At 68.4% G+C, this 16,991-nt stretch carries 17 protein-coding genes and 1 tRNA gene; 8 read left to right on the forward strand and 10 right to left on the reverse strand.

Translation table 11 applies throughout. The features are described 5' to 3' along the window. Positions 1–85 precede the first annotated feature (85 nt). Complete coding sequence (gene msrB, locus ASD77_RS07185) at positions 86–553, reverse strand: peptide-methionine (R)-S-oxide reductase MsrB (protein ID WP_055939405.1); 468 nt, start codon at positions 551–553, stop codon at positions 86–88. A 99-nt stretch (positions 554–652) separates the two neighbouring features. Here msrB and ASD77_RS07190 point away from each other — a divergent pair, with 99 nt between their 5' ends. Next, a complete protein-coding gene (locus tag ASD77_RS07190) occupies positions 653–1,474 on the forward strand; it encodes a hypothetical protein (protein ID WP_055939408.1) in 822 nt (273 codons plus the stop codon). Positions 1,475–1,510: 36 nt separating this feature from the next. Here the strand turns inward: ASD77_RS07190 and ASD77_RS07195 are convergent, their stop codons facing one another. Both ASD77_RS07195 and ASD77_RS07200 read right to left on the reverse strand, forming a co-directional pair. After that, complete coding sequence (locus ASD77_RS07195; protein ID WP_235578516.1) at positions 1,511–2,026, reverse strand: DUF3016 domain-containing protein; 516 nt, start codon at positions 2,024–2,026, stop codon at positions 1,511–1,513. A gap of 168 nt (positions 2,027–2,194) precedes the next feature. Continuing rightward, on the reverse strand, positions 2,195–3,103 hold the full coding sequence (locus ASD77_RS07200) for an AraC family transcriptional regulator (RefSeq protein WP_082563164.1): 909 nt from the start codon (positions 3,101–3,103) through the stop codon (positions 2,195–2,197). A gap of 199 nt (positions 3,104–3,302) precedes the next feature. Between ASD77_RS07200 and ASD77_RS07205 the strand changes: the two genes are divergently transcribed. The 4 genes from ASD77_RS07205 to ASD77_RS07220 all read left to right on the forward strand — a co-directional run bounded on the left by ASD77_RS07205 (position 3,303) and on the right by ASD77_RS07220 (position 7,290). Then, positions 3,303–4,037 carry an SDR family oxidoreductase gene (locus ASD77_RS07205; RefSeq protein ID WP_055939414.1) on the forward strand — a complete coding sequence of 245 codons (735 nt, stop codon included), beginning with the start codon at positions 3,303–3,305 and terminating at the stop codon, positions 4,035–4,037. 78 nt (positions 4,038–4,115) lie between these two features. Then, positions 4,116–5,150: an aldo/keto reductase gene (locus ASD77_RS07210; protein ID WP_055939417.1), complete on the forward strand. Its 1,035-nt coding sequence runs from the start codon at positions 4,116–4,118 to the stop codon at positions 5,148–5,150. Between the two features lie 192 nt (positions 5,151–5,342). Further along, positions 5,343–6,623, forward strand: a complete 1,281-nt coding sequence (locus tag ASD77_RS07215; RefSeq protein WP_055939420.1) for an amidohydrolase family protein — start codon at positions 5,343–5,345, stop codon at positions 6,621–6,623. 10 nt (positions 6,624–6,633) lie between these two features. Then, positions 6,634–7,290, forward strand: coding sequence for a DsbA family oxidoreductase (locus tag ASD77_RS07220; protein WP_055939423.1), 657 nt, complete (start codon positions 6,634–6,636; stop codon positions 7,288–7,290). Here ASD77_RS07220 and ASD77_RS07225 read toward each other — a convergent pair. From ASD77_RS07225 to ASD77_RS07235, 3 genes are all read right to left on the reverse strand, one after another. Beyond that, a complete protein-coding gene (locus ASD77_RS07225) occupies positions 7,280–7,780 on the reverse strand; it encodes a DUF1579 family protein (RefSeq protein ID WP_055939426.1) in 501 nt (166 codons plus the stop codon). The genes ASD77_RS07220 and ASD77_RS07225 overlap by 11 nt on opposite strands. A gap of 89 nt (positions 7,781–7,869) precedes the next feature. After that, on the reverse strand, positions 7,870–8,082 hold the full coding sequence (locus ASD77_RS07230) for a hypothetical protein (RefSeq protein WP_055939429.1): 213 nt from the start codon (positions 8,080–8,082) through the stop codon (positions 7,870–7,872). 135 nt (positions 8,083–8,217) lie between these two features. Further along, on the reverse strand, positions 8,218–8,862 hold the full coding sequence (locus ASD77_RS07235; RefSeq protein WP_055939432.1) for an arylesterase: 645 nt from the start codon (positions 8,860–8,862) through the stop codon (positions 8,218–8,220). A gap of 130 nt (positions 8,863–8,992) precedes the next feature. On the opposite strand from ASD77_RS07235, the gene ASD77_RS07240 reads away from it, so the two are divergent. Further along, a complete protein-coding gene (locus tag ASD77_RS07240) occupies positions 8,993–9,673 on the forward strand; it encodes an ABC transporter ATP-binding protein (protein ID WP_156383588.1) in 681 nt (226 codons plus the stop codon). Beyond that, entirely contained in the window at positions 9,670–12,171 is a 2,502-nt protein-coding gene (locus ASD77_RS07245; RefSeq protein WP_055939434.1) for an FtsX-like permease family protein, read from the forward strand. The genes ASD77_RS07240 and ASD77_RS07245 overlap by 4 nt, the downstream gene beginning before the upstream one ends. A gap of 119 nt (positions 12,172–12,290) precedes the next feature. On the opposite strand, the gene ASD77_RS07250 is transcribed toward ASD77_RS07245, so the two are convergent. The 4 genes from ASD77_RS07250 to ASD77_RS18610 all read right to left on the reverse strand — a co-directional run bounded on the left by ASD77_RS07250 (position 12,291) and on the right by ASD77_RS18610 (position 15,755). Then, positions 12,291–13,514 (reverse strand): RtcB family protein, encoded by a 1,224-nt coding sequence (locus ASD77_RS07250; protein ID WP_055939437.1) that lies wholly within the window; start codon positions 13,512–13,514, stop codon positions 12,291–12,293. 64 nt (positions 13,515–13,578) lie between these two features. Further along, complete coding sequence (locus ASD77_RS07255) at positions 13,579–14,697, reverse strand: slipin family protein (RefSeq protein WP_055939439.1); 1,119 nt, start codon at positions 14,695–14,697, stop codon at positions 13,579–13,581. Positions 14,698–15,124: 427 nt separating this feature from the next. Then, a tRNA-OTHER gene (locus ASD77_RS07265) sits at positions 15,125–15,194 on the reverse strand. Between the two features lie 435 nt (positions 15,195–15,629). Then, positions 15,630–15,755 carry a hypothetical protein gene (locus tag ASD77_RS18610; protein WP_268793367.1) on the reverse strand — a complete coding sequence of 42 codons (126 nt, stop codon included), beginning with the start codon at positions 15,753–15,755 and terminating at the stop codon, positions 15,630–15,632. Positions 15,756–15,973: 218 nt separating this feature from the next. On the opposite strand from ASD77_RS18610, the gene ASD77_RS07270 reads away from it, so the two are divergent. Next, positions 15,974–16,987 carry a class I SAM-dependent methyltransferase gene (locus ASD77_RS07270; RefSeq protein ID WP_055939442.1) on the forward strand — a complete coding sequence of 338 codons (1,014 nt, stop codon included), beginning with the start codon at positions 15,974–15,976 and terminating at the stop codon, positions 16,985–16,987. The last annotated feature ends 4 nt before the right edge of the window (positions 16,988–16,991 follow it).

Here is a 16,991-nt window from a genome sequence, read left to right on the forward strand (position 1 = left end):
CAGCCGTGCGGCAGTCGCGAGACGGTGGGATGACCGTCAGGCTACCGTCGTCATGTGCCGGTCTCGTGACAGGCGCCGCAGCGGACTATCCGGCCGGTTGGGCCTCGGCACCGCCGCGCTGCAGGGGATCGGGCAACGCCTCGCCGTTGGGCGTGAAGGCCAGCGAGACCGAATTCAGGCAGTGGCGCTCGCCGGTCGGCGGCGGGCCATCCGGGAACACGTGGCCCAGGTGCGACTGGCAACGCGCGCAGACGATCTCGGTGCGGACCATGCCGTAGCTGCGGTCGTGGATGCGGCCGACATGCGCTTCGTCGACGGGCTGGAAGAAGCTCGGCCAGCCGGTGCCGGAATCGAACTTGGCGCTGGAACGGAACAGCGGCAGGCCGCACAGGCGGCAGGTGTAGACACCGTCCGTCTTGTTGTCGAGGAACACGCCGCAGAACGGCGCTTCGGTGCCGTGCTGCAGCAGCACGCGCCGCTCCTCGTCGCTCAGTCCGGCGACCAGGGTGTCGCGCTGCGCGGCGGTGGGCGGGGTGAGGTCGAAAGCCGTCATGGGCGTGCTCCGCAGAAAAGGTGTGACCGATATGGTGCCTGTGCCTGCATGCCACAACCCTGGTTTACCATCAGCACAATCCCAAGGAGAGAAGCACGGATGCGACGGACACTGGCCTCGTGGGCGCTGGCCCTGCCGCTGGCGACAGCCTATGCCCAGACTCCTGCGCCGCCGCCGCGCTTACCGCCCGCGCCCGGCTGCCTGGACGCCCGGCAGATGGATGAAGTCCGCCAGGTGTCGCCCGTCCTGCTCGCCGTGCAGGGACGCGATGGTCAGCGCTTCCGCATCGATATGGCGGACGGCTGCCCCGGCGCAAGCCAGACGGAGGCCGTGCTGCTGGCGCGCGAGGGGTGGGTGTGCGGTACGGGGCGGGAATTCGTACGCATCGGCGATGCCACCTGCGCGGTCGCCAGCATCGAAGCCGTCGACGCGCGCGAGTACGCGGCGCTCGCTCGCGCCTCGCTGGTGGCGGACGACGGCGTGACCACACTCGAGACCGTGGAGGTGCGCGCGCCGCGCCGCCGCGGCTTCGCCGGTTCGTCGAGCTTCTGCTTCAACCCCCGCTACCTGCGCGCCTGGTCGGAAGACACGCAGGGCATGCTGGTGGAGCTCTCGCCGCGACGTTCGGGCGGGCATCGCTACTACCGGGTCGAACTCGCGCAGGGGTGCCCGGACCTCGACTCGGCGCCCGCGATCACGTTCCGCTCCGGCGTGGGTATCGGGCTGATCTGCGGCAATCCCGGCGACCGTGTGGTCGCGCAGGACAGCGGCGGCAACAGCCTCTTCGATTCGGGCAATGCGGATGCATTGATCCCCGGCGACGAGCGTCGGTGGTCGCGACGGGGCATTCGCGTCCAGTGCACGGTGTCGGCGGTCTACCCGCACGAATCGGAAGACGGAAACGGACAGGCCCCGCGTTGAGCGGGGCCTGCGTGGGTTGCGCGCCTTGCCGGGGGATCAGGGCGTCGAGCTGAGCGCCGCCGCGTTGTTGCGGAATTCCTTGCGCAGCCAGTCGTCGATCAGGCGCTTCTCGTAGCGCAGGTGGTCGTTGTTGTTGATCTGCGTGCCCATCAGGAAGGCGTGGTCGACCAGCTTGCGTTCGCCCTCGGCCACGACCTGGCCGTCCGCCCCCTTCAGGGTGAAGGTCAGCGTCATCCGCGGCGGATACAGATCCTTGACCACCCGGATGTCGTTCATGCCGATCCGCACGGTGGGATCGTAATGGCCGGCGCGGTCGATGTCGGAGATGGTGACGTCCAGGGTCTGGCCGCGCGCGAGGCGCTGGCCCGCTTCATCGCGCAGGTAAGTGGCCAGCTGGGTGACCCAGGTGCCCCGTTCGGCTTCCCAGCGGTTGCCGCTGAACTTGATCTCGCTGAACTGCGCGGGATCGGACCAGCTGACGCTAACCGCGCCGCCCTCGGCGGGCACGCTGCGCGGCAGGTTCGGATCGGTGACGGTCTTCGGTGCCGCCATCGCGGGCGCGGCGGTGGCGAGTGCGACCAGGGCGGTGAGCAGCAGGGCAGGCGCCTTCATGACGGATCCTCCGTGGGAGTCGCATGAAGTGTGCGCCCGCCGGTGGGGTGAAACAACACGGCGGCGCGCCACGCGCCGCACGGCGTTCAGTCCCGGTTTGCAGGCCGTTCAGAGGCTGCGCAGACGTTCCACGTCGCGCACCGGCGGCGCGCCGAACATGCGGCTGTACTCGCGGCTGAACTGCGAGGGGCTTTCGTAGCCCACGCGATGGCCGGCGCTGGCGGCGTCCAGCACTTCGCTGAGCATCAGCCGGCGGGCTTCCTGCAGACGCAGCTGCTTCTGGTACTGCAGCGGGCTCATCGCGGTAACCGCCTTGAAGTGATGATGCAGCGCCGAGGTGCTCATGTGCACCTCGCGGGCGATATGGTCGATGCGCAGCGGCTTGGCGTAATGCTCGCGCAGCCAGTGGATGGCCTTGGCCACGCGCTGGCCCTGGCTGTCGGCGATGCCGATGTGGCGCAGCATCGCGCCCTGCGGACTGCACAGCACGCGGTAGAGGATCTCGCGTTCCACCAGCGGGGCCAGCAGCGGGATGTCGCGCGGCGTATCGAGCAGCTTCACCAACCGGATGGCGGCCTCCAGCAGTTCCACGCTGCTGGGCGCCAGGCACAGGCCGCGCGAGGGCGGCGGCAGCGGGGCTTCCGCCGATTCGGCCTGGGTGACGAGTTCGGCGATGGTGGACGGCGAGAGTTTCAGGATCAGGCACAGGTAGGGCGCATCCGCGGAGGCCTGGGTCACCTGCGCGGTGACCGGCAGGTCCACCGAGGCCACCACGAAGCGGCTGGCGTCGTAGTCGTACACCTCGTCGGCCAGGATCGCGCGCTTGGCGCCCTGCACGATCAGGCACAGCGCGGCTTCCTGCACGCCGCGCATCGGCAGTTGCATCGGCGCGCTGAGGCGGGAGAACTGCAGCGTGGGGATGGCGGTCGTGTGCAGGCCGTCGCCGGCGGTGGATCGTTCAATCAGGCCGGCCAGTTCGCGGATGTGGCCGTCGTGGGCGGGCGTGGTGTCGGGCATGGAAAGGCCTTGGCGGGGCTGGCGTGGGGATGAGGCGAGTCTACGCAGCGCGCCGCCGGATGGAACCGCTTGCGGTTACCCGGCGCAGGATCAGGCAAGCATCGTGGAGGAACCGGATATCGACGCCGCGACCGTGGCGCACAGACTGCGCACCGTCCCGGCGCAGCCCGCGCCGAGCTTCCCCCAAACGAGGTGTCCCATGTCCGGAATCGAAGGAAAAGTCATCGCCATCACCGGTGCCAGCAGCGGCATCGGCGAAGCCGCCGCCCGCGAACTCGCCCGCCGCGGCGCCCATGTCGTGCTCGGCGCGCGCCGCACCGACCGGCTCGAACAGCTGGTCGCCCGGATCGAAGCCGACGGCGGCACGGCCCGCCAGCGTGCGCTCGACGTCACCCGCCTTGACGACGTGCAGGCCTTCGTCGAATTCGCCCGTGCGCAATTCGGCCGGCTCGACGTGATCGTCAACAACGCCGGCGTGATGCCGCTGTCGCCGTTGTCCGCGCTGAAGATCGACGAATGGAACCAGATGATCGACGTCAACATCCGCGGCGTCCTGCACGGTATCGCCGCCGCACTGCCGGTGATGCAGGCGCAGGGCGGCGGCCAGATCATCAACGTCGCGTCCACCGCCGGCCATCGCGTGTGGCCCAGCGCGTCGGTGTACTGCGCCACCAAGCACGCCGTGCTGGCGATCTCCGAAGGCCTGCGCCAGGAGCACGACAACCTGCGCGTCACCGTCGTCTCGCCAGGCGTGACCACCAGCGAACTGGCCGAGACCACCAGCGATGCCGGCATCAAGGCCTGGCTGGAGGACTTCCGCCAGGTGGCGATTCCCGCTGAAGCCGTCGCGCGTGCCATCGCCTATGCGGTGGAACAGCCCGACGATGTGGATGTCAGCGAAGTCATCGTGCGTCCGGCCGCGAGCGCGAACTGAGCGTTCCACCCCAAGGGGTTGCCGTCGCAGGGTCGGGGGAGTGCAATGGCGCACTCCCCCAGCTTCAGGAACCTCTCCATGGAATACCGCTATCTCGGCGCGTCCGGTTTCCGCGTGCCCGTCCTCTCCTTCGGCACCGGCACCTTCGGCGGCCAAGGCGCGCTGTTCAGCGCGTGGGGCAGTACCGACGTGGCCGAGGCGCGGCGCCTGGTCGATGTCTGCCTCGATGCGGGCCTGAACATGTTCGACAGCGCCGACGTCTACTCGAAGGGCGCGGCCGAGGAAATCCTCGGCGAGGCCATCAAGGGCCGGCCGCGCGATTCGCTGATCATTTCCACCAAGGCCACGTTCCGCTTCGGCGACGGCGAGAACCAGGTCGGTTCCTCGCGTCACCATCTGATCAATGCGATCGACGGCGCGCTCAAGCGGCTCGGCACCGATTACATCGACCTGTTCCAGCTGCACGGCTTCGATGCGCGTCCGCCGGTGGAGGAAGTGCTGTCCACCCTCGACACGCTGGTGAAGGCCGGCAAGATCCGTTATCTCGGCGTGTCCAACTTCTCCGGCTGGCACCTGATGAAATCGCTGGCCGCTTCCGACCGCCACGGCTGGACGCGCTACGTCGCGCACCAGGCGTACTACTCGCTGGTCGGTCGCGACTACGAGTGGGAGCTGATGCCGCTGGCCGCCGACCAGGGCGTGGGCGCGGTGGTGTGGAGCCCACTGGGCTGGGGCCGGCTGACCGGCAAGATCCGCCGCGGCCAGCCGCTGCCGGAGACCAGCCGCCTGCAGTCGCAGACCGCCAACGATGCCGGTCCGCAGGTGGACATGGACTATCTGTACGACGTCGTCGATGCGCTGGACGAGATCGCGCAGGAAACCGGCAAGTCGATCCCGCAGGTCGCACTGAACTGGCTGCTGCAGCGCCCCACCGTCAGTACCGTGGTGATCGGCGCCCGCAACGAGGAACAGCTGAAGCAGAACCTCGGCGCGGTCGGCTGGAACCTGACCACGGAACAGGTGGCGAAGCTGGATGCCGCCAGCCAGCGCCCGAAGCCGTATCCGTACTGGCACCAGGCCGGCTTCGCCTACCGCAATCCCACGCCGGTCTGACCCAGGCAACACGCTGCAGCGGCGATGCCTGTCCGCCGCGAGGCATGCCGTGGGAGCGACGTAAGTCGCGAGGGGGGCGCCATCGTGGCTGGCCTGATGTGCACGAACTCGCTTGTTCATCGCGACTGACGTCGCTCCCACGGGAGTGGCTTGCTACATTCCCCTCATCGTCATTCGACTTCCGGATCCTCCATGCGCCTGTGCGTCCTCGCCGCTGTCCTGTCCGTCGCCTGCGCACCCGCGTTCGCCGCCACCACCTACATCAAGGCCGGGCGCCTGCTCGATGTCGAATCCGGGCGCCTGCTGGCCGACCAGGCCATCGTGATCGAGGACGCGCGCATCACCGCCATCGGCCCGGCCGCGAGCACGCCGGTACCGGCCGATGCGACGGTGCACGACCTGTCGGCGAAGACCGTGCTGCCCGGCCTGATGGACGCACACGTGCATCTGCACGGCGACGCCGACCTGCAGGGCTATCGCCGCCTCGCGATCTCGCTGCCGGCGGCCGCCATCAAGGGCGCGAAGAACGCGCGGACCACGCTGCTGGCCGGCTTCACCACCGTGCGGGTGCCGGGCTCGCCGGGCTATGCGGACGTGGCGCTGCGTGACGCGATCGCCACCGGCGAAGTCGACGGCCCGCGCATCCTCGCCGGCGGCGTGTCCATCGGCATCACCGGCGGTCATTGCAGCGACAACAACCTGCTGCCGGCCGAGTACAAGGCAGTCGGAGAAGGCGTGGCCGACGGCCCGTGGGCGGCGCGCCAGAAGGTGCGGCAGAACGTCAAGTTCGGCGCAGACTTCATCAAGACCTGCTCCACCGGCGGCGTGCTGTCCAAGGGCACCGAAGTCGGCGCGCCGCAGTACTCGCTGGAGGAACTGAAAGCCCTCGTCGACGAAGCGCATGCGCTGGGCCGCAAGGTGGCCTCGCACGCGCATGGCGCCACCGGCATCCGCAACGCGTTGCTGGCCGGCGTGGATTCCATCGAGCACGCCAGTTTCATCGACGACGAAGGCATTGCGCTGGCGAAGAAGCACGGCACCGTACTGGTGATGGACATCTACAACACCGAATACATCCTGGGCGAAGGCGAGAAGGCCGGTTTCCTGCCCGAGTCGCTGGAGAAGGAGCGCCGCGTGGGCGCCACCCAGCGCGAGAACTTCCGCAAGGCGCACCAGGCCGGCGCGATCATGGGCTTCGGCACTGACGGTGGCGTGTATCCGCACGGCCTCAACGCGCGCCAGTTTTCGCGCATGGTGCAGTTCGGCATGACGCCGCTGCAGGCGATCCGCTCGGCCACGATGGTGAATGCGCGGTTGTTCGGCGTCGAGAAGGACGCCGGTGTGCTGAAGCCGGGCTACTACGCGGACCTGATCGCCGTCGACGGCGATCCGTTGCAGGACGTGGCGGTACTGGAGAACGTCGGCTTCGTGATGAAGCAGGGCCGCGTGTACAAGAACACCGCGAACGACTGAGGCGCCAAGCATGTCCAAGCCCGTGAAGATCGATTTCGTCTCCGACGTCGCCTGTCCGTGGTGCGCGATAGGTCTGGCCGCGCTGGAACGCGCCATGGTGGACATCGGCAGCGACCTGCAGGTCGAGCTGCATTTCCAGCCGTTCGAGCTGAATCCCGACATGGCGCCGGAAGGCGAGGCCATCGCGGATCATCTCGGACGCAAGTACGGCCTGAGTGCGGAGCAGCTGGCGCAGAACGGCGAGGCATTGCGCCAGCGTGGCGAAGCCCTCGGGGTGCGCATCGACCTGCAGAAGCGCGACCGCATCTACAACACCTTCGATGCGCATCGCCTGCTGCACTGGACGGGCGAGCAGGGCGCCGCACAACAGCTGGCGCTCAAGCGTGCGCTGCTGCAGGCGTACCACGGTGAAGGCCGCAATGTGTCCGACCTCGACACCCTGGTCGACATCGCCGCGTCCAGCGGGCTTGACGCCGCCGAGGCGCGGCGCATCCTGGAGACAGGCACCTACGCCGCGCAGGTCCGCGAACGCGAGCACTTCTACCAGCAGCGTGGTATCCGCGCCGTGCCGTCGGTGATCCTCAACGACCGCCACCTGGTGCAGGGCGGACAGCCGCCCGAGGTGTTCGAGCAGGCGCTGCGGCAGCTGGCGGGCATCAGCGGCTGACGCGGGTGTAGCGCGTCTCCACGGCGCGCATCTCCTCACCCTGTGGGGTGAGGTTGAACATGGTGATGACGAGCGTGTCCGGGTCGGGTTGTTCCAGCGTCGTCCGCCAGCCCCAACGCGGGCCGCCCTGTCCATCGCCGTAGCTGCCGAGCATGTCGGGCGAGGGCGCGTTGCCGCCGCCGGTCGAGAACATGATGCTGGTACCGGTGCCGAAACTTTCCACCCAGGCCGACTCCCAGTTCCCGTCATCCAGGTGGTAGCCGTAGATCACGAAACCCTCGATGGGGTCGTCGTTGAAGCGGGTTTCGTACTCGTGCATCAGGAACCGCCCGCCCAGCACGCTGCGGATGCGTCCGCGCTGCGGCGCTTCGCAGGCCAGCTCATCCCGGGTGAACCACAACCGGAAGCGGCCTTCCCAGTCGCCGGCCATCTGCGCGAGTTGCCGGTGCCGGCCGTCCGCCAGCGATGCTTCGAAGGCCTGCTTGCCCATGCGGAAGATTCCTGGGAGGGAGGGCGGATCATGCCATCCCGACGCGGGCCAGCGATGCCGGCCCGCGTCCGCGGAGTGATGCGGAAGGCTCAGCCGTGGCGGGCCAGCAGCACGGATTCGTTGCTGGGCATCTCGACGACCACGGCGGTCGGGATGCCGTGGTGCTGGTGCAGGGTCGCGGCGAGCAGCTTGGCGTTCTCGCGCGCGTCGCCGAGGTTGTCGAACCAGTTGCGGCCGTACTGGCCTTCGTAGAGCTGCCAGCCTTTGGCATTGGCGGCGATGGTGAACAGCAGGCGGGGCATGACGGACTCCAGTCAACACGCCGGGCAGGGAACCGGCGGGGAGACTGTGCGCCAATGTGTCAGCTATCACATTCGGCGGACACCCCGGTCCCGCGTAGGAAAAGTCCTACGGGGCTGTAGGTGGGCCGCCCGGTGTCAGCGCAGCAGGGGCTCCAGCGCCTTCCACACATGGTCGCGCAGCTTCGGTTGCACGCTGGCGACGGGATGCAGGTTGTCGGCCTGGTAGGCGTTGCGGTCGAGTGCGATCGGCTCCAGCAGGAACGGCAGCACGGCGGTCTTGTACTGCCCGGCGAGCGCGCTGTAGTTCTGCTCGAAGCCGCGCGTGTACTCGGGCCCGTAGTTCGGCGGCATGCGCATGCCGACCAGCAGCACCTTCGCCTTGGCGGCCTGCGCCGCCTTGATCATCTTCTCGAGGTTGGCGCGGGTCTGCGCCAGCGGTAGGCCGCGCAGGCCATCATTGGCACCCAGCGCGATGACGACGACGGCGGGCCTGTGGCGTTGCAGCTCCGCCGCGATGCGCGCCGCCCCGCCTGCGGTCGTCTCGCCGCTGATGCTGGCGTTGACGATGCGCCAACCCGGCTTGGTCTTGCCGATGCGTTCTCCCGTCAGCGACACCCAGCCCTGCGCCGGTGCCAGGCCGTAGGCGGCGGACAGCGAATCGCCCATCACCAGGACGGTGCGTGCGCCTTTTGCCGGCGCGGCCGCGGCCGTCTGCGCTGCGACGGGCCGTGCAAACCCTGCGACGAGCAGCAGCAGCGACAGGCCCACCGCCCATTGCATGCCTGCACGGCGGGCCCCATACCTGTTCAAATTAAGAAACATTTAATCCGTGCTCCCGATGATTCACGAAACGACCGACGAGACGATCATGGCCGACGCCAGCAGACTCCCCCCTGAAGCCCTCGCCACCGTGCGCCGTGCCGTGCTCGACGTACAGGGCCTGGGCAAGCATGTGCCGCTGCCCGACGGCGACCTGACGATACTCGACGACATCGGCTTCCGCATCGAACACGGCGACACGGTGGCCATCGTCGGCGCGTCGGGTTCGGGCAAGAGCACGCTGCTGTCGCTGCTGGCCGGCCTGGACGTGCCCAGCAGCGGCACGGTGACGCTCGATGGCGAGCGTCTCTCCGGCATGGACGAGGACGGACGTGCGCGTGTGCGCGGCGAGAAGGTCGGCTTCGTGTTCCAGAGTTTCCAACTGCTGCCGTCGCTGACCGCGCTGGAGAACGTCATGCTGCCGCTGGAACTGCGCGGCGATGCCGATGCGGAAGGCCCGGCGCGCCAGATCCTGGAGAAGGTCGGCCTGGGCCAGCGCCTGGGCCACTATCCACGGCAGTTGTCCGGCGGCGAGCAGCAGCGCGTCGCGCTGGCGCGCGCGTTCGTCACGCGGCCATCGCTGCTGTTCGCCGATGAGCCCACCGGCAATCTCGACACGCACACCGGGCAGGCGATCATCGAACTGCTGTTCGCGCTGAATGCCGATGCGGGCACCACCCTGGTGCTGGTCACCCACGACGACCATCTGGCGGCGCGCTGCCAGCGCCTGCTCAGGCTGGACGCGGGCCGCCTGTTGGGCCCTGACGCATGAAAATGCTGGCGCTGGCCTGGCGTCAGCTGCGGCGCGATCTTGTCGCGGGCGATGTCCGCATCCTGTTCGCGGCGCTGGTGCTCGCGGTGGTCGCGGTCACGGCCGTCGGCTTCGTCACCGATCGCGCCGAACGCGCGCTGGCCATCGAGGCGAACCGTCTGCTCGGCGGCGACGTGGTCGTGCGTGGCGATGCGCCGCCGACCGATGCCTTGCGCGCACTGGCCGCCGCACCCGGCCTGCGCGTGACCGAGACCCAGGAACTGCAGAGCATGATCCGCGCGGGCGAATCGCTGTCGCTCGGCGACCTGCGCGCACTGGGCGAGGGCTTTCCGCTGCGCGGCAGCTTCCGCGTGGTCGATCGCGCCGGCGGCGCCGAGCGTGATGCCGGCGGCATTCCGGCGCCGGGCACGCTGTGGATCAGCCAGGCCGGTGCGGAGACGCTGGGCGCCAAGCCCGGCGACGACATCGGCATCGGCACGCGCACACTGAAGCTCGCCGCGCTGGTGACGCAGGAACCGGATGCGGCGCTCGACTATTTCAATGTCGCGCCCAAGGTCTTCCTCAATCTCGCCGACCTGCCGTCCACCGGGCTGGTGCAGGAAGGCAGCCGCCTGCGCTATCGGCTGGKGGTCGCCGGCGACGCCGCAGCGGTCGAGACGTTCACCGCCGCAGTGAAGCCGCAACTCGCGCGCGGCCAGCGCATGGAAACCATCCAGGACGCGCGGCCGGAAGTGCGCTCGGCGCTGGATCGCGCCAGCCGCTTCCTCGGACTTGCCGCGCTGGTATCGGTGGTGCTGGCGGCAGTGGCGGTGGCGATGGCCGCGCGCCGGCATAGCGAACGGCATCTGTCGGGCACGGCCGTGATGCGCTGCCTCGGCGCGCAGCAGCGCACGCTGGTCGGCATCCACGTCGGCGAACTGGTGCTGCTGGGCCTGGCGGCGTGCACCGTCGGTGTGCTGATCGCGTTCGGGCTGCAATGGGGCATCGGCAGCTGGCTGCAGCAGTCATTGAAGATCGACATTCCGCCGGCGGGCCTGATGCCGGCATTGCAGGGGTATGGCGTCGGCATGATCGTGCTGCTCGCCTTCGGTGCGCCGCCGGTGCTGGCGCTGCGCCGCGTGCCGGCCCTGCGCGTGCTGCGCCGCGACCTCGACCGCACCGAGCCCAGCGCGTGGCTGGTGGCGCTGACGGGTTTCGTCGGCCTGGGCGCGCTGCTGTGGTGGAAGGCGGGCTCGCCGACGCTGGGCACGGCGATGCTGATCGGCATCGTCGGCACCCTGGCGGTGCTCGCGCTGCTGGCATGGTTGCTGATCGTGCTGGTGCGCCGCGTGCGCTCGCGGTTGCGCGGCAGCCTGCGTTACGGCCTGGCCAACGTCAGCCGCCGCGCGGGCACGTCGATCGCGCAGGTGTCCGCGCTGGGCCTGGGCCTGATGGCGCTGCTGCTGCTGACCTTCGTGCGTACCGATCTGCTCGACCGCTGGCAGCTGGCGCTGTCGGCCAATGCACCCAACCGCTTCATCATCAACGTGCAGCCGGACCAGGTGGAGCCGGTGAAGGCCTTCATGCAGGCGCGCGGCCTGTCGACGGTCGATCTCTATCCGATGATCCGCGGCCGCCTGGTGGAGCACAACGGCAAGCCTGCCAGCGGTGCGGACTACGAGGGCGCCGACGAGCGCGCGCAACGGCGTGCCGACCGCGAGTTCAACCTGTCGATGGCGGCTGCGCTGCGCGACGACAACAAGGTCACGGCCGGCGCGTTCTGGACCGGACGCACGCCGGCGTCGCCGGAACTGTCGGTGGAGGAGGAATTCGCCGAAGACCTGGGCTGGAAGCTCGGCGACCAGGTGGCCTTCGACATCGCCGGCCAGCGCTTCGAGGGCCGCATCACCAGCCTGCGCAGCGTGGACTGGGAAAGCTTCCGGCCGAACTTCTTCGTGGTCGCCTCGCCCGGCGCGCTGGATGGCTACTCGGCCAGCTACATCACCGCGGTCAGCGTGCCGTCGGGTGACAGCGCCTTCACCCGCGAGCTGGTCAACCAGTATCCCAACCTGTCGGTGATCGACGTGGAGGCGGTGCTCAACCAGGTGCGCAGCACGGCCGAACAGGTCTCCCAGGTGGTGCAGGTGGTGTTCTGGTTTTCGCTGGCGGCCGGCCTGCTGGTACTGATGGCCGCGGTGAGTGCGAGCCAGGACGAGCGCTTGCTGGAAGGCGGTGTGATGCGTGTGCTCGGCGGCAGCCGTCGCCAGCTGCGGTTGGCGCAGGCCTCGGAGTTCGCGGCCATCGGCCTGTTGGCCGGCCTGGTCGCGGCCATTGCCGCATCCGTCCTGTCGGGTGTGGTCGCCACGCAGGTGTTCGATCTGCCGTGGAAGGCGAACTGGCAGCTGGCGGCCATCGGCGGTGGCCTCGGCATGCTGGCGGCGCTGGCCGCGGGCCTGTTCGCCACGCGAAAGGTGCTGGATGCGCCGCCGTCGGTGACGCTGCGCGAGCTGCAGGGCTGATGCTTCTTGCTGATGTGGGAGCGACGTAAGTCGCGATGAGCTATCAGTAACGCTTCATCGCGACTTACGTCGCTCCCACAACCGCAACAAAAGCCAAAAAAAGAGGGGTGAGCCGGAGCTCACCCCTTGATGCAGACCACCTGGCGCAGCGTGTGGACCACCTCCACCAGGTCGGACTGCGCGGCCATGACCGCGTCGATGTCCTTGTAGGCCGCCGGCGACTCGTCGATCACGCCGGCGTCCTTGCGGCATTCGACGTGCGCCGTGGCTTCGCGATGCTGCGACAGCGTGATCTGCTGGCGTGCGGCGGTACGGCTCATCACGCGGCCGGCGCCGTGGCTGCAGCTGTGGAAACTGTCCGCGTTGCCCTTGCCGCGCACGATGAAGCTCTTCGCACCCATGCTGCCGGGGATGATGCCCAGCTCGCCGGCACGCGCACTTACCGCACCCTTGCGGGTGACCAGCAACTCCTCGCCACCGTGCATTTCCTTCTGCACGTAGTTGTGGTGGCAGTTGACCGCCATCTTCTCCAGCTGGAACGTCGGCAGACGGTGACGCATCTCGGCCAGCACGCGCGACATCATCGCTTCACGATTCTCGCGGGCGTAGTCCTGCGCCCACGACACCGCTTCCACGTAGTCGTCGAACAGCGGCTCGCCCTGCATGAAGAAGGCGAGGTCCTTGTCCGGCAGGTGGAAGCCGAGCACGCGGTGCGCCAATTGCTCGCGTGCGCGCTCGATGAAATACGTGCCGATCAGGTTGCCGGTGCCGCGCGAACCGCTGTGCAGCATCACCCACACGGCATCGCTTTCATCGAGGCAGAGCTCGATGAAGTGGTTGCCGCCGCCCAGCGTGCCGATCTGGCAGCCGAGCTTGTCGGTGCGCACCTTGCGGTGCTTCTGCTTGATGACGTCCAGACGCTCGACCAGACCGGATTGCGCGATGCGCGTGCCGATGCTATCCGGCAGCTTCCAGTGCTCGCCGCCGCGGCCGTTGCCGACCGGCACGCTGCGCTCGATGCCCGAGCGCAGCTGCGCCAGGCTGTCGGGCAGGTCCTTCGCGCGCAGGGTGGTCCGCACCGCGGCCATGCCGCAGCCGATGTCCACGCCGACGGCCGCGGGGATGATGGCGCTGCGGGTCGGGATCACTGAGCCCACGGTCGCGCCCTTGCCCAGATGCACGTCGGGCATCACCGCCACCCACGGACCGACGAACGGGATGGACGCGATGTTGCGGAGCTGGTCGTGGGCCTGCGCTTCCAGCGGCACGCCGCGCACCCAGCCCTTGATCGGCGTGGCGCTGCCCTCGGCGTGCAGCAGTTCGAATCGGGATTGCATGTTCATGTGTTCACTCCATTGAAAGGATAGAGCCCCCTCCCCCGTGGACGGGGGAGGGGGCAGGTTCCTGCTACTTCAACGTCACCAGTTGCTTCAGCACGCCATCCAGGCCGCCGAACACGGTGAGCTTGTCGATCTTCTCGGTGACCTTTTCCAAGGCCTCGAGCTCCTTCAGGCGCATCAGCGCCGGCGACTCGTCGATCAGCTTCGCGGTGTTGAGCAGGGAACGCGTGGCGTTCGCCTCCTCGCGGCGACGGATCACGTTGGCTTGCGCCGTCTTCTCCGCCTGCACCACCCCGTTGAGGATCTCCTTCATCTCGCCCGGCAGGATCACGTCCTTCACGCCCACGCCCAGCACGTCCACGCCGAAGCCGGTCACCTGGCCGCGCACGTACGCGAAGATGTCGGCGTCCAGCGAGGCCTTGTCGCCCAGCAGTTCGTCCAGCGTCTTGGCGGAGACCGCCTTGCGCAGGCCGTACTGCAGCTCGCGGTAGACGAAGTCGCCGACCTTCGCGACCTTGGTCCGCGCCGCCACCACGTCGGTGACGCGGGTGCTGGCGGCCAGGTTCACGCGCAGGCTGACCTTGTCGCGGGTCAACAGTTCCTGGCCCGACACTTCGATCGTCTGCACGCGCAGGTCGACCACATCCACCACTACGTTCTTCTGGAAGTTCCAGAAGGCGTAGCTGCCGGGCGCGAGCGTGCGCTCGAGCTTGCCGTCGATGAAGACCAGGCCTGCGAACTCCGCCGGCACATCGGCCACCACCGCCAGCTTCGACAACGCACCCAGCTGGCGCAGGCGTCGCGCGACCGCGACGTCCACGTCCGGCGTGGCGAGCGACACGGCCTGCACCTCGACCTTCACCAGGCCGATCCAGTACAGGCGCCGCGTGCCGGGCGGCAGCACGTCTTCCAGCTTGCCGTTCTTCAGCACCAGGCCGACCTGGTCCACGCCGATGTCGGCGAGCACGAAGACCTCGCCCAGGCCTTCGCCCAGGCGCGCGATCAGCGCGTCGACGTCATGGCCGGCGTATTCCGGCGCAGCGATGTTGAACGTGCGCACCTCGATGCGACCCATCGGGTCGAACCAGCGGTACACGCCGGGTGCGAGCACGCGCTCGAACCGACGGTTGCGATACACCAGGCCGCGCTCGCCGTCACCGATCACGACCCTCTTGGTCCAGAACATGGCGTTGTTCTCCTTGTTGGCTCTGGTGGTTCGATCCGATGGGTGAACACCGTCGCGGCGGATCGAGTCCCGCGACGATGGTGTGCCGTCCGCGACGTGCGGACAGCGGAACAAGGCGGAAACGCCCCTAAACGGAGGCGGTACGGGCAGCCGGCGCTGTCGGCGGAGGCATCGTGGCGCTGGGGCGATCCGCAGATCGCATCAAAGGCCACGCGCATCCGCGTCGAGGGCGCGGTGCCGGCACCGTCCCCGCTGCGGTGCGCTGTCTTTCTGCAATCCATCGCGGAGAGACGTTGCGCCGCACGAGGCGTTTCCTGGGTGGGACTTGCGTCCCTGTTTCCAGATTTACAGTCTGGTGTTGGAGCGGGAGTCGAACCCGCGACACTCGGATTAACTGTCCGATGCTCTATCCATCTGAGCTATCCAGTGGTGGACGAACCGGATTCGAACCGGTGGCCAACGGCCTGCGCCGCTGCTCTGCCTCTGAGCTTTCGTCCGCTCGAGGAACACCCTCTCCCACGCGTCGGCATACGCCACGGCAGCGCCGCGCGCACCGGACGGGATACAAACCCGTACCGCTGTCGCGTGTTCGATCGATGCTCCGCATTGCCGGCGGTCGCCCACCGGCAATCCGTTCGGGCGCCAGGCGCCCTTGTTGATGTCCTTTCCACCTGCAGCCCGCGTCGGGGCATCAGGACGCAGCGCACATGCGCCGGTCGCAGCCGCGCCCCAGCCTCGGGACGCACACGTGCGCTACCCGGATGCCCCAGGGCGGAAACGAATTTCCGTGGTGGAAAGAAACGAACCTGTTCGATGCATGCGCATCCTCCGCGAACGCTGAAAACAAAACGCCCCCGGGACTTGCGACCCGAGGGCGTTCGCGTTTCCTCGGGAGATCGGGGTGGCCGATCTCCCAGGGAGTCAGCCGGATGTCAGGTGTCCAGGCGCCGTACGGATTCGTTGCCGGGCTTGGCAACGAAGGCATACGCATGCACGCGCAGGCCGCAGCGCGAGGGCTGCAGGTCGAGCGTGTTGGCGATGTCGTATGCGGGCTTCATGGAAGGTGGTCTGGTGAAAAAACAGCCGCAGGGGCCGAAGGCCGCGCAAGATACGCCGGTTGTTTTGTTCGTGCAACACATTTTTCACTTTGTTTTTCGTTGCCGACGGGCGGTGTCGGAAACGGGTGCCAGTGGCCAGCCGGTAGAATGGTCGCCTCCCTTCCTGTTGCGTGTCGCCCGTGGCCTCCCGATTCTCCGATCCCGCGCTCGACGCGTTGATGCTGCCCTTCGCCCAGGGCCAGCTCGCCTGGCCTTCGGGCCCGGTGTTGTTCCTGCGTGCGCGCGATGGCGCGGCGCTGCGCCAGTTCCCGCTCTCGCAGGTGGTCTGCGAACAGAGTTTCCGTCCCGATGCCGAACTCCTGGAGCGCGCAGGACTGCGTGTCGTGGCCGATGCCGCGGAGGACGGCGTACGTTATCCGCTCGTGCTGGTGTTGCCCCCGCGCCAGCGCGAGGAAGCGCGTGCGCTGCTGGCGCGCGCGGTGCAGCTCGCTTCGCCCGGCGGCGTGGTGGTCGCGGCGATGACCAACAACGAGGGGGCGAAATCGGGCGAAGCCGATCTCAAGCAACTCGCCGGCCTCGCCGGCACGCTGACCAAGTTCCATTGCCGCACGTTCTGGACGCGGCCGCTCGGCGAGGGCACCGACGAGGCGATGTTGCGGCAATGGTCGGCGCTCGACGCGCCGCGTCGCATCGAAGGCGGCCGCTTCCTCAGCCGTCCCGGCGTGTTCGCGTGGAACCGCATCGATCCTGCGTCCGCCCTGTTGGTCGAGTGCCTGCCGAACGACATCGCCGGTCATGGCGCGGACCTCGGCGCAGGCTGGGGATTCCTGTCGCTGTCGCTGCTGGCGCGCAATTCCGCCATCACCGCACTCGACCTCTACGAAGCCGAGGCACGCGCCCTGGCGTTGGCGAAGGAGAATCTGAGCCCCGTGGCATCGTCCGCGCGCGTCGAATTCCGCTGGCACGACGTCACTGCCGGACTGCCGGAGCGTTACGACTTCATCGTCAGCAATCCGCCATTCCACACACAGAGCCGCGCGGACCGTCCCGACATCGGCCAGCGCTTCATCGCCGCCGCTGCCGAGGCATTGAAGCCGGGAGGGCGCCTGTGGCTGGTGGCCAACCGGCACCTCCCGTACGAGCAGACCTTGAACGAGCGCTTCGGCGATGTGCGCGTGGCCGGCGAGCGCGATGGCTTCAAGGTGATCGCCGCCATCAAGGCGAGGCGATAAGTCC

The organism is Pseudoxanthomonas sp. Root65, assembly GCF_001427635.1.
Taxonomy (GTDB): domain Bacteria; phylum Pseudomonadota; class Gammaproteobacteria; order Xanthomonadales; family Xanthomonadaceae; genus Pseudoxanthomonas_A.